Annotated in this window: 14 protein-coding genes; 10 read left to right on the plus strand and 4 right to left on the minus strand. The window is 55.9% G+C overall.

From position 1 onward, the window contains the following. Positions 1 to 12: 12 nt before the first annotated feature. The 6 genes from kdpC to potE all read left to right on the plus strand — a co-directional run bounded on the left by kdpC (position 13) and on the right by potE (position 8,097). A complete protein-coding gene (kdpC, locus tag BMW97_RS07820; RefSeq protein ID WP_045909576.1) occupies positions 13 to 588 on the plus strand; it encodes a potassium-transporting ATPase subunit KdpC in 576 nt (191 codons plus the stop codon). Beyond that, a complete protein-coding gene (kdpD, locus tag BMW97_RS07825; protein WP_045909577.1) occupies positions 589 to 3,276 on the plus strand; it encodes a two-component system sensor histidine kinase KdpD in 2,688 nt (895 codons plus the stop codon). It begins immediately after the preceding gene. Continuing rightward, positions 3,273 to 3,950, plus strand: coding sequence for a two-component system response regulator KdpE (gene kdpE, locus BMW97_RS07830; RefSeq protein ID WP_008501074.1), 678 nt, complete (start codon positions 3,273 to 3,275; stop codon positions 3,948 to 3,950). Before kdpD ends, kdpE begins: the two co-directional genes overlap by 4 nt. Positions 3,951 to 4,229: 279 nt before the next feature. Next, a complete protein-coding gene (gene speFL, locus BMW97_RS07835; RefSeq protein WP_003858645.1) occupies positions 4,230 to 4,334 on the plus strand; it encodes a leader peptide SpeFL in 105 nt (34 codons plus the stop codon). A 254-nt stretch (positions 4,335 to 4,588) separates the two neighbouring features. After that, entirely contained in the window at positions 4,589 to 6,787 is a 2,199-nt protein-coding gene (gene speF, locus BMW97_RS07840; RefSeq protein WP_045909578.1) for an ornithine decarboxylase SpeF, read from the plus strand. After that, entirely contained in the window at positions 6,784 to 8,097 is a 1,314-nt protein-coding gene (gene potE / locus BMW97_RS07845; RefSeq protein ID WP_008501072.1) for a putrescine-ornithine antiporter, read from the plus strand. Before speF ends, potE begins: the two co-directional genes overlap by 4 nt. Positions 8,098 to 8,201: 104 nt before the next feature. Here potE and pgm read toward each other — a convergent pair whose 3' ends face one another. Both pgm and seqA read right to left on the minus strand, forming a co-directional pair. Then, a complete protein-coding gene (gene pgm, locus BMW97_RS07850) occupies positions 8,202 to 9,842 on the minus strand; it encodes a phosphoglucomutase (alpha-D-glucose-1,6-bisphosphate-dependent) (RefSeq protein WP_048026964.1) in 1,641 nt (546 codons plus the stop codon). Between the two features lie 24 nt (positions 9,843 to 9,866). Next, positions 9,867 to 10,415, minus strand: a complete 549-nt coding sequence (gene seqA, locus BMW97_RS07855) for a replication initiation negative regulator SeqA (RefSeq protein WP_008501070.1) — start codon at positions 10,413 to 10,415, stop codon at positions 9,867 to 9,869. A gap of 183 nt (positions 10,416 to 10,598) precedes the next feature. On the opposite strand from seqA, the gene ybfF reads away from it, so the two are divergent. The 4 genes from ybfF to fur all read left to right on the plus strand — a co-directional run bounded on the left by ybfF (position 10,599) and on the right by fur (position 13,211). Next, positions 10,599 to 11,372 carry an esterase gene (gene ybfF / locus BMW97_RS07860; protein WP_045909580.1) on the plus strand — a complete coding sequence of 258 codons (774 nt, stop codon included), beginning with the start codon at positions 10,599 to 10,601 and terminating at the stop codon, positions 11,370 to 11,372. Between the two features lie 128 nt (positions 11,373 to 11,500). After that, positions 11,501 to 11,788 carry a LexA regulated protein gene (gene ybfE, locus BMW97_RS07865; protein ID WP_023310772.1) on the plus strand — a complete coding sequence of 96 codons (288 nt, stop codon included), beginning with the start codon at positions 11,501 to 11,503 and terminating at the stop codon, positions 11,786 to 11,788. 155 nt (positions 11,789 to 11,943) lie between these two features. Beyond that, positions 11,944 to 12,474 carry a flavodoxin FldA gene (gene fldA / locus BMW97_RS07870; protein ID WP_008501067.1) on the plus strand — a complete coding sequence of 177 codons (531 nt, stop codon included), beginning with the start codon at positions 11,944 to 11,946 and terminating at the stop codon, positions 12,472 to 12,474. Between the two features lie 290 nt (positions 12,475 to 12,764). Next, entirely contained in the window at positions 12,765 to 13,211 is a 447-nt protein-coding gene (fur, locus tag BMW97_RS07875) for a ferric iron uptake transcriptional regulator (protein ID WP_014169146.1), read from the plus strand. 91 nt (positions 13,212 to 13,302) lie between these two features. Here fur and chiQ read toward each other — a convergent pair whose 3' ends face one another. After that, complete coding sequence (gene chiQ / locus BMW97_RS07880; RefSeq protein WP_045909866.1) at positions 13,303 to 13,629, minus strand: ChiQ/YbfN family lipoprotein; 327 nt, start codon at positions 13,627 to 13,629, stop codon at positions 13,303 to 13,305. A 48-nt stretch (positions 13,630 to 13,677) separates the two neighbouring features. Next, complete coding sequence (gene chiP / locus BMW97_RS07885) at positions 13,678 to 15,075, minus strand: chitoporin ChiP (RefSeq protein WP_023293022.1); 1,398 nt, start codon at positions 15,073 to 15,075, stop codon at positions 13,678 to 13,680. Between the last annotated feature and the right edge of the window lie 129 nt (positions 15,076 to 15,204).

Genomic DNA, 15,204 nt, shown 5'->3' on the forward strand with positions numbered 1-15,204 from the left:
AAGGTGAATCAAATGACCATGTTACGCCCCGCTATACTTCTGTTTATTCTGCTGTCTCTCATTACCGGCGGGCTGTACCCGCTGGTGACCACCGCGCTGGGCCAGTGGTGGTTTAAGGATCAGGCTAACGGCTCGCTGATACTGCAAAATGGTGAAAACCGCGGCTCTCGCCTGATTGGTCAGAACTTTACGGATGCCCGCTACTTCCAGGGACGCCCTTCCGCCACTGCCGAAAGCCCGTATAATCCGATGGCATCCAGCGGCAGCAACCTGGCGGGCAGCAATCCCGAGCTGGACAAAGCCGTCGCGGAGCGCGTAACAGCCCTGCGCGCCGCGAATCCGCAGGCCAGCCGTGACGTCCCCGTGGAGCTGGTGACCGCCTCGGCCAGCGGGCTGGACTACAGCCTGACGCCGGCAGCGGTGGCATGGCAGATCCCGCGCGTTGCCGCTGCCCGTCAGCTGACCGTCGAACAGGTGAGCAGGCTTGTGGCAGAGCACACGCAAAAGCCGCTGGTCAGCTTCATCGGCATGCCCGTGGTAAATATTGTTGAGCTGAATCTGGCGCTGGACGCGCTAAGGAAAAACTAAATGACCGACGAGCCCATGCGCCCGGATCCGGACAGGCTGCTCGAACAAACAGCTGAAGCCCATCGCGGCAAACTGAAAATTTTCTTCGGCGCCTGCGCGGGCGTCGGGAAAACCTTCGCCATGCTGACGGAAGCCCAGCGGCTTCGGGCGCAGGGGCTCGATATTCTGATCGGCGTGGTTGAAACCCACGGACGTAAAGAGACAGCATCACTGCTGAAGGGGCTGGCTACCCAGCCGCCCCGCCGCATCAGCCATCGCGGTCGGTTAGTCACTGAATTCGATCTCGATGCCGCCCTCGCCCGCCGTCCCGCGCTTATCCTGATGGACGAGCTGGCGCACAGCAATGCGCCTGGCTCACGCCATCCAAAACGCTGGCAGGATGTTGAAGAATTACTTGAAGCCGGTATCGATGTGTTCACCACGGTAAACGTTCAGCATCTCGAAAGCCTGAACGACGTGGTCAGCGGCGTGACCGGCATTCAGGTGCGCGAGACGGTGCCCGATCCCTTCTTTGATTCCGCGGACGAGGTGGTGCTGGTCGACCTTCCGCCCGATGATTTGCGCCAGCGCCTGCACGAAGGCAAAGTGTATATCGCCGGCCAGGCCGAGCGCGCCATCGAACATTTCTTCCGTAAAGGCAACCTGATAGCCCTGCGCGAGCTGGCCCTGCGCCGAACCGCCGACCGGGTGGACGATCAGATGCGTGCCTGGCGGGACCTGCAGGGCCAGGAACGCGTCTGGCACACGCGGGATGCCATTCTGCTGTGCGTGGGCCACGGCAGCGGCAATGAAAAGCTTGTCCGCACCGCCGCACGCCTGGCGGCCAAATTTGGCAGCGTCTGGCATGCGGTGTATGTCGAAACGCCGCAGCTGCACGCGCTGCCCGAAAACCAGCGTCGCGCGATCCTGAGTTCGCTGCGCCTGGCGCAGGAGTTGGGCGCGGAAACCGCCACCCTTTCCGATCCGCAGGAAGATAAAGCCATTCTGCGCTACGCGCGCGAGCATAACCTGGGGAAAATTGTCATCGGCCGTCGCCAGCATCGCCGCTGGTTTAGCCGCGAATCCTTTGCCGACAAGCTGGCCCGTCGTGCGCCGGATCTGGATCTGGTGATCGTGGCGCTGGACGACAAACCTACCCCCTTGCCCAATCGCGCGCCGGACAGCCGCACCTTCAGCGATAAATGGCGCATTCAGCTTCGCGGCTGTCTTGTCGCCGTCGTGCTCTGCGCCCTGATTACCGTGATTGCCAGCCAGTGGCTGATTGCGTTTGATGCCGCCAACCTGGTGATGATCTACCTCCTGGGCGTGGTGGTGGTGGCGCTCTTTTACGGGCGCTGGCCGTCGGTCCTGGCGACGGTTATCAACGTCATCAGCTTCGATCTGTTCTTTATTGCCCCCCGCGGGACGCTCGCCGTCTCGGACGTACAGTACATCCTCACCTTCGCGGTGATGCTCACCGTCGGGCTGGTGATCGGGAATCTGACGGCGGGCGTGCGCTATCAGGCGCGCATCGCCCGCTATCGCGAACAGCGCACGCGCCATCTCTATGAGATGTCGAAATCGCTGGCGGTGGGCCGTACGCCGCTGGATATCGTGCAGACCAGCGAGCAGTTTATCCGCTCGACCTTTCATGCCAGCAACCTGATTTTGCTCCCGGACGAACACGGCAAGTTGCGCCCGCTGACGTCGGCCACAGGCATGACACCCTGGGACGAGGCCATCGCGCGCTGGAGCTTTGACAAAGGCTTACCGGCGGGCGCAGGGACCGACACCCTCCCCGGCGTGCCCTATCAAATTCTGCCGCTGCGCAGTGCCGATAAAAATCAGGGGCTGGTCATCGTGGAGCCTTCCAACCTGCGCCAGCTGATGATCCCTGAACAGCAGCGTTTACTGGAGACATTTACCCTACTGGTAGCCAGCGCGCTGGAACGACTGGCCCTCACCGCCAGCGAGGAGCAGGCCCGGCTGGCGAGCGAGCGTGAAAGCATTCGTAACTCGCTGCTGGCGGCGCTGTCTCACGATCTGCGTACCCCGCTCACCGTCCTGTTTGGTCAGTCAGAAATTCTGACGCTGGACCTGGCGGCGGAAGGCTCTAAACATGCCCTTCAGGCCAGCGAGATCCGCCAGCACGTGCTGAATACCACGCGCCTGGTGAATAACCTGCTCGACATGGCGCGTATCCAGTCGGGCGGTTTTAACCTCAAAAAAGAGTGGCTCACGCTGGAAGAGGTGGTGGGCAGCGCGCTGAAAATGCTCGAGCCGGGCCTGGGCGGGCGGCATATTGCGCTGAACATGCCCGAGCCCCTGACCTTAATTCACGTTGATGGGCCCTTGTTCGAGCGGGTGCTGATCAACCTGCTGGAAAATGCCGCCAAATATGCGGGTGCCAGTGCTCAGATTGGGGTGGATGCGACGGTGGAAGATGGCACGCTTCGCCTTGACGTCTGGGATACCGGCCCCGGCATTCCAGCCGGGCAGGAGTTGGCTATTTTCGAGAAATTTGCACGCGGCAATAAGGAGTCGGCCATTCCGGGCGTGGGGCTGGGGCTGGCAATATGTCAGGCGATCATTGACGTCCACGGCGGGTCCATTTCCGCAGAGAATCGTCCCGAAGGCGGCGCACGTTTTTGTGTTACACTTCCTCTGGAAACCCCGCCAGAACTTAATGAATTACCAGAGGGTTTGTGATCAACGTTCTGATTGTTGAAGATGAGATCGCCATTAGCCGTTTTCTGCGCGCTGCGCTGGAAGGAGACGGTCTGCGCGTCCATGATGCGGGTACGCTTCAGCGGGGTTTAATTGAAGCCGCCACCCGCAAGCCGGACCTGGTGATCCTCGATCTTGGTCTCCCGGACGGCGATGGCATCGATTTTATTCGTGAAGTCCGGCAGTGGAGCCAGATGCCGATCCTCGTGCTCTCCGCCCGTACTGAAGAGACGGATAAAATCGCCGCGCTGGATGCCGGGGCGGATGACTATCTGATTAAACCGTTTGGTATCGGCGAGCTACAGGCTCGCCTTCGCGTGGCGCTGCGTCGCCACAGCGCCACCACGCCTGCCGATCCAACCTACACGTTTGGGGATATCCGGGTTGACCTGGCCGCGCGGCGCATTGTGCGCGGCGAAGAGGAAATTCACCTCACGCCCATTGAATTTCGCCTGCTCGCCGTGCTGCTTAACAATCACGGCAAGGTTCTCACCCAGCGCCAGCTGCTAAGTCAGGTGTGGGGACCCAACGCCGTGGAACATAGTCACTATTTACGCATATATATGGGACACCTTCGTCAGAAACTCGAAGTCGACCCTGCTCGCCCTCGCCATTTATTAACTGAAACCGGTATCGGTTATCGGTTTATGCTCTGAATAACTATTCATTTTATTTTTAAATAGAATCTAAACCTCTCAGAAAATATGTCAAAAATAATCCAGCCAGTGTTTTTTCGGATTATTTATGCCCATTTAAAACATTGACAAAACATCATGTTAACTCATCGATAACAAATCAGAGTTTTGATCTGCGATATTCATCAAAAACGACTATTTATTTCTAAAATGATCGGTTAACGGTGATCTTCTTCACAGTTAATCGCCTTTTCCTGGATAAAATGACCGTGCTTTCAATTACTGAAAGGAAAATGAATCATGGAAAACAACAATCGTTTAATGCCCCATATAAGGCGGACAACACATATCATGATGTTTGCCCACCGAAACTGCTTTGACTTTCATCTCTTTAATGCCCGGTAGTCCTTCGACTTCTGGCGCACTCGCTTACAGGTTACCCTGAAACATCTTATTTTACAGGCTATTGCCTGTGAACTCGTGCGCTCATTCATTTTGATTCAGACTCATCCGCACCGGGCGGACTGAATTTCAATCATCAAAAAAGCAATGTACTGATTTTAATCAGCGGCCACCCTTTGCTTTTTTTCCGGAAAATTATCGATTTCTTTCTTGCAAGAAATCGAGGGACGCATATTACCTAAAATAAAGAGAGAAAGATGAAAAGTTTAAAAATCGCAGCCAGCCGTGCATGCCCGGATTGCTTTACCACCCAGCGTGAACTGGTGGATGTAAGAACCTCTGATTATATCGACGTTGCCGCTATTGTGCTGGCGGTCAGTGATATTACCGACGGGATACTGGAGGAAATAGAAGCCACCGGATTTGGCATTCCTGTTTTTGTTGCGACGCATAAAGAAGAGATCATTCCGGCAGACTATTTATCGCGCATTCATGGCGTATTTGAGTATTCAGACACCAGCAACGACTTTTATGGACGCCAGCTGGAAGCGGCTGCCCTGCGGTATGAAACCCAGCTGCGCCCGCCGTTTTTCCGCGCCCTGGTCGACTATGTGAAGCAGGGCAACAGCGCGTTTGACTGCCCGGGTCATCAGGGCGGCCAGTTCTTCCGCCGCCATCCTGCCGGTAATCAGTTCGTTGATTTCTTTGGCGAGACGCTTTTCCGCGCCGATCTGTGTAACGCCGACGTCGCAATGGGCGATCTGCTGATTCACGAGGGCGCGCCGTGCATTGCGCAGCAACATGCGGCGAAGGTCTTTAATGCCGATAAGACCTATTTCGTGCTGAACGGCACCTCGTCATCTAACAAAGTGGTGCTTAACGCCCTGCTCACCCCCGGCGACCTGGTACTGTTCGACCGTAATAACCACAAATCCAACCATCACGGTGCCCTCCTCCAGGCAGGCGCAACGCCGGTCTATCTGGAAACGGCGCGCAACCCGTACGGCTTTATCGGCGGCATTGACGCCCACTGTTTTGAAGAAAACTATCTACGCGAGCTGGTAGCCGAAGTGGCACCGGGCCGTGCGCGCGATGCGCGTCCGTTCCGTCTGGCGGTGATCCAGCTGGGTACCTACGATGGCACCATCTACAACGCCCGTCAGGTGGTGGATAAGATTGGGCATCTGTGTGATTACATCCTGTTTGACTCCGCCTGGGTGGGTTACGAGCAGTTTATTCCGATGATGGCCGACTGCTCTCCGCTGCTGCTGGAGCTGAACGAAAACGACCCGGGGATTTTGGTTACCCAGTCCGTGCATAAACAGCAGGCAGGCTTCTCCCAGACCTCGCAAATCCATAAGAAAGACAGCCACATCAAAGGCCAGCAGCGCTATGTCCCGCATAAGCGGCTGAATAATGCCTTTATGATGCACGCCTCCACCAGCCCGTTCTATCCGCTGTTTGCCGCGCTGGACATCAACGCCCGTATGCATGAAGGCCAGAGCGGCCGCAACATGTGGATGGACTGCGTGGTGAACGGTATTGAAGCGCGTAAGCTAATCCTGGAGAACTGCCGGTATCTGCGCCCCTTCGTGCCGGAGACGGTGGAGGGCCGTCCGTGGGAAAGCTGGGACACGGCGGAGATTGCGACCAATCTGCGCTTCTTCCACTTCGTGCCGGGTGAAAACTGGCACGCTTTTGAAGGTTACGCTGAGCATCAGTATTTTATCGACCCGTGCAAGCTGCTGCTAACCACGCCGGGCATTAATGCCCGCACCGGCGAGTATGACGATTTCGGCGTGCCCGCCACCATCCTCGCCAACTTCCTGCGTGAAAATGGCATCGTGCCGGAGAAATGCGATCTCAACTCGATCCTGTTCCTGCTCACGCCTGCGGAAGATATGGGCAAACTGCAGCAACTGGTGGCGCAGCTGGTGCGCTTCGAAAAACTGCTCGAGAGCGATGCTCCGCTGAAAGACGTCCTGCCTTCTCTCTACAAACAACATCCGGAACGTTACGCGGATTACACCCTGCGCCAGATCTGCCAGGAGATGCATGACCTGTACGCCCGTCACAACGTGAAACAGCTGCAGAAAGAGATGTTCCGCAAGTCCCATTTCCCACGCGTGATGATGAACCCGCAGGACGCGAACTACGCCTATCTGCGCGGTGAGGTTGAACTGGTCTCCCTTCGCGACGCGGAAGGCCGAATCGCCGCGGAAGGCGCCCTGCCTTATCCGCCGGGGGTGCTGTGCGTTGTCCCTGGGGAGGTCTGGGGCGGCTCCGTGCTGCGATACTTCATCGCGCTGGAAGAAGGCATCAACCTGCTGCCGGGCTTTGCACCGGAGCTGCAGGGTGTGTACGTCGAGGAGTGTGAGGGCCGTAAACAGGTTCGCTGTAACGTCATCAAACAACCCGCCGCTCAGCCCGCGCTGCTGAAAGGAGAGAAATTATGAGTAAGTCCAATAAGATGGGCGTGGTGCAGCTGACCATCCTCACCATGGTGAACATGATGGGCTCCGGCATCATCATGCTGCCCACCAAGCTCGCCGAAGTAGGAACTATTTCAATCATCTCCTGGCTGGTGACCGCCGTCGGCTCGATGGCGCTGGCGTGGGCATTTGCCAAGTGCGGGATGTTCAGCCGCAAGTCAGGCGGCATGGGAGGCTACGCCGAGTATGCCTTTGGCAAGTCGGGCAACTTTATGGCCAACTATACCTATGGAGTATCACTGCTGATCGCCAACGTGGCGATTGCCATCTCCGCCGTGGGCTACGGTACGGAGCTGTTTGGCGCGACGCTCAGCCCGGTACAGATTGGTTTAGCCACCATCGGCGTGCTGTGGATCTGCACCGTGGCTAACTTTGGCGGCGCGCGTATCACCGGACAGCTCAGCAGCATCACCGTCTGGGGCGTGATTATTCCGGTTGTCGGCCTGTGCATCATCGGCTGGTTCTGGTTCAGCCCGACCCTGTACGCCAACTCCTGGAACCCGCACCATGTGCCGTTCTTCAGCGCAGTCGGCTCTTCTATCGCCATGACGCTCTGGGCCTTCCTCGGTCTGGAATCCGCCTGCGCGAACGCAGAAGTCGTTGATAATCCGGAAAAGAACGTCCCGATTGCGGTCCTCGGCGGTACGCTGGGCGCGGCGGTGATCTATATCGTCTCGACGAACGTCATTGCGGGCATCGTTCCGAACATGGATCTGGCCAATTCCACGGCGCCGTTCGGGCTGGCCTTCGCGCAGATGTTCACGCCGGAAGTCGGGAAAGTGATTATGGGTCTGATGGTCATGTCGTGCTGCGGTTCACTCCTTGGCTGGCAGTTCACCATCGCGCAGGTGTTTAAATCCTCGGCTGATGAAGGTTATTTCCCAAAAATCTTCTCCCGTGTGACCAAAGCCGATGCGCCGGTGCAGGGCATGCTGGCGATTGTCATCTTCCAGAGCGGATTGTCGCTGATGACCATTAGCCCGTCGCTGAACAGCCAGTTCAACGTGCTGGTCAACCTGGCGGTCGTGACGAATATCATTCCGTATATCCTGTCGATGGCGGCGCTGGTGATTATTCAGAAAGTCGCGAAGGTGGATCCACGCAAAGCGCGAGCGGCCAATATCGTGGCGCTGATTGGGGCAATCTACAGCTTCTACGCGCTCTATTCCTCCGGCCAGGAAGCGATGCTGTATGGCGCGATGGTGACCTTTATGGGCTGGACGCTGTACGGTCTGGTGTCACCGCGGTTTGAATTGAAGAATAAGCACAGTTAGGTAAAAGCAAAACGGCAACCCAGGGGTTGCCGTTTTTAATGTTTTCTCCCTCTCCCCGTGGGAGAGGGCCGGGGTGAGGGCATCAGCCCGCACCCGAACACCACTTACGCGTTTTTCAGCACTTCGCTGACAATCTCTACCGCTTCTTTCTCAATCTGCTGACGATGCTCAGCGCCGAGGAAGCTTTCGCAATAGATTTTATACGCATCTTCCGTGCCGGATGGACGCGCAGCGAACCAGCCGTTTTCGGTCATTACTTTCAGCCCACCAATGGAGGCGCCGTTACCCGGTGCCGCCGTCAGACGCGCAGTAATCGGGTCGCCGGCCAGGGTGCTTGCGCTGACCATCTCAGGAGAGAGTTTGGACAGGGCTGCTTTCTGGGCTGACGTTGCGCTGGCCTGAATACGGTTATAGCTTGGCGCACCAAAGCGTGCCGCCAGGTCGTTGTAATGTTCCTGCGGGTTTTTACCGGTGACCGCAGTGATTTCCGCCGCCAGCAGGCACATGATGATGCCGTCTTTATCGGTTGACCACGGCGTGCCGTCGAAGCGCAGGAAAGAGGCTCCCGCGCTCTCTTCACCACCGAAGCCAAAGCTGCCGTCGTGCAGACCGTCAACAAACCATTTGAAGCCCACCGGCACTTCCACCAGCTTGCGGCCCAGCGCGTCCACCACGCGGTCGATCATCGCGGAGGAAACCAGCGTTTTACCGACGGCCACCTCTTTGCCCCACTGCGGACGGTGCTGGAACAGGTAGTTAATCGCCACAGCCAGATAGTGGTTCGGGTTCATCAGCCCGGCAGGGGTGACGATACCGTGGCGGTCGTAATCCGGGTCGTTAGCAAACGCCAGATCGAATTTATCACGCAGCGCCAGCAGGCCCGCCATTGCGCACTCGGAGGAGCAGTCCATGCGGATCGCGCCGTCTTTGTCCAGGTGCATAAAACGGAAGGTCTGATCGACGTGATCGTTCACGATGGTCAGATCCAGCTTGTAGTGCTCGGCAATACGTTTCCAGTATTCAATACCGGAGCCGCCCAGCGGATCCACCCCCAGCTTCAGGCCGGCTTTCTGGATGGCCGCCATATCGACGATATCCGCCAGACCTTCCACGAACGGCTGAACCAGATCCTGCTCTTTTACGTGGCCGGACGCCATGGCCGCATCCAGAGAGATGCGCTTCACGCCTTTCAGACCGTCGGCCAGCAAGGCGTTCGCACGATCTTCAACCACTTTGGTGACGTTGGTGTCTGCCGGGCCACCGTTAGGCGGGTTGTATTTGATGCCGCCGTCTTCCGGCGGGTTGTGGGATGGCGTGATCACGATACCGTCTGCCAGTGCGCCACCTTTTTTGTTGTGCACCAGGATGGCGTTAGACACCGCAGGCGTTGGGGTGAAGCCGTTGTTCTCCTGAACAATCACATCGACGCCGTTCGCAGTCAGAACTTCCAGCACGGAGATAAAGGCCGGTTCAGACAGGGCATGGGTATCTTTCCCCACGTAGCACGGACCGGTAACGCCGTTTTTAGCGCGCTCTTCCGCAATGGCCTGAGCAATGGCCAGAATGTGCGGTTCGTTAAAGCTGTGGCGCGCCGCGCTGCCGCGGTGACCAGATGTACCAAACTTCACTGCGTGTTCTGCGTTGCCCACGACCGGCTTCAGCACGTAATACTGCGCGGTCAGCTGAGCGACGTTAATCAAATCGCTTTGTTGTGCAGGTTGGCCTGCACGGCTGTGATTTGCCATTACCGGGTCCTTCTGATGCAAGGGTTAAATTGTACCGCAAACCTTTTCAATCAATTCCGCCGGGAACTGCATGGACTGCATGATGTGTTCAATCATGCTGCACTTGCGGCCCGTATTGGTATTGGTGATCACCCAGTACGGGGTGCCAGGAACATGTTTGGGTTTGGTTTGATTGCCATTTTGCAGCAGCGTCTGCTCGTCGCCCGCGAAGTAGACGCGAGTACGACCGTGCAGCGACTCGGTCGCTTCAGCAAACGCTTTGTTATCCAGTGAATAAAGTGTAGACAGCACCAGCATAAAGCGGTTGACCGCCTTTTTCTGCTCCGCGTATTCATCGGAGAGCAGCAGCTCGCGCATCGCGCGCACTTTATCTTTTGCCGGCGTCACGGCAGGTTTTGCTTGTGCAACAACGCTTGGCTGAGACACGACATCTTTGGTGACTGGGGTAGCAGGCTGTGAAGCGGCGGAAATTTTAAGCATGCGCCGTAAAATGTCGGACGCGCTCTCCCCGATATGCCGCGTCTGGCTGGCAATATACTGATAGAGTTCGTCATCAACTTCGATTGTTTTCATCTTAATCCAGTGCGATATCTTATCTGAATACAAGTCATTGGGATTATAAGGTCAAATCCCAACAGCGGATAGCGTCAAACCAGGTTGGCGGCAAAAGTCAGATTAAACTGGAACCTTGCAGCCGGGCGGCAGAATGGTCAACATGATACCCTAACCTGACATACGTAAAAAAAGAACTTTGCCATGAAATTGAATACCCGAGCGCAAACTGCACAATCGCCGAACAATAATTCTCCCATCGTACTGGTTCACGGGCTTTTTGGCAGCCTGGATAACCTGGGCGTGCTGGCGCGCGATCTGGTTACCGATCACGATATCTTACAGGTTGATATGCGCAATCACGGTCTTTCCGGCCGTTCCGACGAGATGACCTACGCTGCGATGGCGCAGGATCTGCTGGATACGCTGGATGCCAACGATCTGCAAAAGGTCACCCTCATCGGGCATTCAATGGGCGGCAAAGCGGTGATGGCCCTGACGGCGCTGGCCCCGGAGCGTATTAACGGCCTGGTGGTGATTGATGTTGCGCCCGTGGATTACGACGTGCGCCGTCACGACGAGATTTTTGCCGCCATCAATGCGGTCACCGAAGCGGGTGTCGCGACCCGCCAGCAGGCCGCTACCGTCATGCGTGAGCATCTTGATGAAGAAGGTGTCGTGCAGTTCCTGCTGAAGTCGTTTGTTGACGGCCAGTGGCGTTTTAACGTGCCGGTGCTCTGGAACCAGTACAACAATATTGTGGGCTGGCAAACCGTGCCCGCCTGGCCGCACCCTACCCTCTTTATTCGCGGCGGTAACTCCCCTTACGTTACCGACGCGTACCGCGACGCCATACTGGCGCAATTCCCGCAGGCTCGCGCCCACGTCATTGCCGGAGCCGGGCACTGGGTGCATGCGGAAAAACCTGACGCCGTACTGCGCGCCATTCGCCGCTATCTTTCTGATACTGCAAATTGATTAAAAAGAGAGCGACTGGAAGGCTGCGGGCTTCCAGTCGTTGGCGCGCCGTTTTTGGTGATGTATGATGGCGCGCTTATCGCCCGGGCATTAGCAGGGCGGCGTGTTTCCCCCGAAGTCTCAGAATCATGGCCAAAGAACAAACGGACCGTACGACACTAGATCTGTTCGCGAATGAGCGTCGCCCGGGACGACCGAAGACGAATCCGCTTTCGCGCGATGAACAGCTGCGTATCAATAAACGCAATCAGCTTAAACGCGATAAAAATCGTGGGCTTAAGCGTGTCGAACTGAAGCTCAACGCTGACGCGGTCGATGCACTTAACGAGCTGGCCGAGGCGCGAAATATCAGCCGCAGCGAGCTCATTGAAGAGATGCTGATCGCCCAGCTTGAGACATTGCGCGGCCAGGCATAAGTCTGAAAATTCCCTTAATTACCCTTTTCATGTAGCACAGAGTGCAGTCCTGCGCGATAGCTGTTTCCGCAGGGTTGCCAGTTCTGCTATTATTGCCCTTATCCGTGGCCGAATTGCGCCACCATACTATTAAGTTTCAAGAGGTTATTTTACTCATGGCAATCATCGGCATTTTCTTTGGCAGTGATACCGGCAATACCGAAAATATCGCGAAAAACATTCAAAAACAGCTCGGTAAAGACGTTGCTGATGTGCATGACATCGCCAAGAGCAGCAAAGAAGATCTCGAAGGCTATGACATTCTGCTGCTGGGTATTCCGACCTGGTACTACGGTGAAGCCCAGTGTGACTGGGATGATTTCTTCCCGACGCTGGAAGAAGTGGACTTCAACGGTAAGCTGGTCGCCCTGTTTGGCTGCGGCGATCAGGAAGACTACGCCGAATACTTCTGTGACGCGCTGGGTACCATCCGCGACATCATTGAGCCGAATGGCGCAGTGATCGTCGGCCACTGGCCGACCGCCGGTTACCACTTCGAAGCGTCTAAAGGCCTGGCCGATGACGATCACTTCGTGGGCCTGGCCATCGACGAAGACCGTCAGCCAGAACTGACCGCAGAGCGCGTTGAGAAATGGGTTAAGCAGATTCGTGAAGAACTGCACCTGGACGATATTCTTAACGCCTGATTTTTCTCGCGGCGCAACGGCGGTTGCGCCCGTGCACCAGGTCAAACCGATTAAATTAATTGCTACAATCTTTTAACTTTTTCGCCCAGACCTGTACAATGTCTCCCTGATAAATGTGGTTTTCCATCGAGCAAGTTTGTTGGTGATACCCCATTTTTATAAGCATATTTTGCCTGAGACTTGCAGTTTTCATTTAGCCATGGCAGTTCTATAATGAGACGCATTATCCCAGGTGCATTTTCTGTCACTTCCTACAGAAGTGAATCGTTTAGCAACAGGACAGATTCCGCATGACTGACAACAATACCGCATTAAAGAAGGCTGGCCTGAAAGTTACGCTTCCTCGGTTAAAAATCCTCGAAGTGCTTCAGGGTCCAGACAATCACCATGTCAGTGCGGAAGACCTTTATAAACGTCTTATCGACATGGGTGAAGAGATTGGGCTGGCTACCGTCTATCGCGTGCTGAACCAGTTTGATGACGCGGGCATTGTCACCCGTCATAATTTCGAAGGCGGTAAATCTGTATTCGAACTGACCCAGCAGCAGCACCACGATCACCTGATCTGCCTCGACTGTGGCAAGGTCATTGAATTTAGCGATGATTCCATCGAAGCGCGCCAGCGTGAAATCGCCGCGCGTCACGGTATCCGCCTCACCAACCACAGCCTGTACCTTTACGGTCACTGCGCTGAAGGCGACTGCCGTGAAGATGACCACGCGCACGACGCAAAATAAGCGAGTATTCATACTCTGAGCCAGCCGCAAGGTTGGCTTTTTTTTGCCAGAAAAAAGCCCGGTGGCGCAGCGCCACCGGGCGTAAAGCAACTTATTTATTGTTATTGCGTATCTCGTTCCAGATCTTGTCGCAACGCTTCGCCACTTCCTGATCGTTACCGGTTTTACGCGCCTGGATACAGGCCTGGTAATCCATCACGCGAACATTTTCCTGCGTCGCGAACTGTTCATGCGCTTTCTCTTTTTTCAGCACATTCAGCACGCTCTGGCAGGCTTCAATTTTCTCCGGCGAGCCTTCCGCAGTATTAATACAGGCGCTGTAGGCCTCCCTGAGACGGGAGTCCTCTTTCGGTGCCTGAGTCTGGGCACACGCCACCAGCCCCGATGCCAACAGCGCGACGATTACGATTTTTTTCATCATATGCAGTCTCCGGTCCGGCAGGAGCTGACCCCGCCGGACGATTCATCAGAAGATGGTGAACGGTGCGATAACCATGAATTTCACGTCACGTTCATCCTGGAAGATGTTGCCGTAACCGCCCGCGTAGCTCGGGATATCGGAGTGGTTGTCGTACTGGGTGAAGTGCAGTTTGAACATCGTGCCTTTCGCGCGGCCATCCTGCAGGGTATAGATTGCATCCAGGCTGTAGGAAGACTCTTTCAGGCGATAGTTTGGATCGTAGTAAGCATCCGGTGTTGCCATGTCGGCAGGTTTTGCATCCCAGGCGTAAGCGTAAGACGCGCCCACCGCCCAGCCAGGCAGGTTCCAGTTTTTCAGATCGTACATTGCGCCGAAGAAGACCGCTTTCTCACCGTCGGCGTTGAAGTCGGAGCGGTTATCCCACCAGATATCAAGACGACCGTTGGAGGAGGCGTAGGTCGGGGTCATACGCTGCAGGAAGTAGCCCTGCTGCCCTTCCGCTTTCACCCATGTGCCTTCAAGACGCAAATCAACCTGACCGACCTTGTAGCCAAAGGTGAGCGCCTGCAGCCACGCGGTGCCGTCGTAGATGTCGTTGACACCACCGTTACTGACTTTGTCGCGCGTACCGTAGAACTGGTAGCTGGTACTCAACGGGCTACCCGCGATATCGAACTTATAGCTGGCCTTGGCAAAGTATTGATCGATATACCCTTGCGCCTGGCCAAATGCCGCTTCGAGAACCAGATCGTTTTTGAAGTCGTATTTCGCACCCAGCGAGTGGAGATAATCGACCTTGGTTTTCTTATCGTTCTGGTAGAACTTGTCCATCTCAATGTGCCACGGTGCTTTGTACTCGTTGGTCCACATATAGGAGAAGCTCAGCGCACCCGCATCGCCGTAGTCAAAGTTAGCCCCTGCTTCCGCACCCTGATAGGTACCCGGCATAAAGCTCCAGTGTGGGGCTAACAGCGTCTGGCCAGTTGGCTGAATATACCCCCCACGCGCCCAGACCGGGCCGTATTTGAATTTCGCTGCGGCTTTGTAAAGGCTGATTCCGCTCTTATCCCCGGACCAGTCTTCATCATAGGCTTTGTTGCTGGAGGAGAAGGCGATTTCGTTCGGGTGGCCGCTGTCGCCGTTTTCCGCCATTTCGATCGCGGTGAACGCTGCAATATCCAGACCGAACATATCCGCGGCGTAGCCTGACTGGAAGTCTAGGTTGGCGTTCCAGGTGGAGTGCGAGAGGTTGGTTTTGTATTTATCTTCAGTGACGTCTTTACGGTCACGCTCACGCTGCCAGTAATAAATACCGCCCGTGAGGGTAGAATCTTCGATGAAACCCGCTGCTTTTGCCTCTGGCGCAATCACCAAGCCCGACATTGCTGTCACACCGGCAATAGCCAGCGCCAGCGCACTACGTTTGCCACTGAACGTACGCATAGATTATTCCTCTTTGACGAATTAAAACGCCTGAAACGGCGTAAATAAAAAAGACCAAATGGTCAGGGGTAGTTTTAAATACCCTCGAATTAACTACCGTCTTTAGGTTATTTTTCGCGACGCGAATTA

It is taken from the genome of Enterobacter sp. NFIX58 (genome assembly GCF_900110475.1).
GTDB classification, from domain to species: domain Bacteria; phylum Pseudomonadota; class Gammaproteobacteria; order Enterobacterales; family Enterobacteriaceae; genus Enterobacter; species Enterobacter quasiroggenkampii.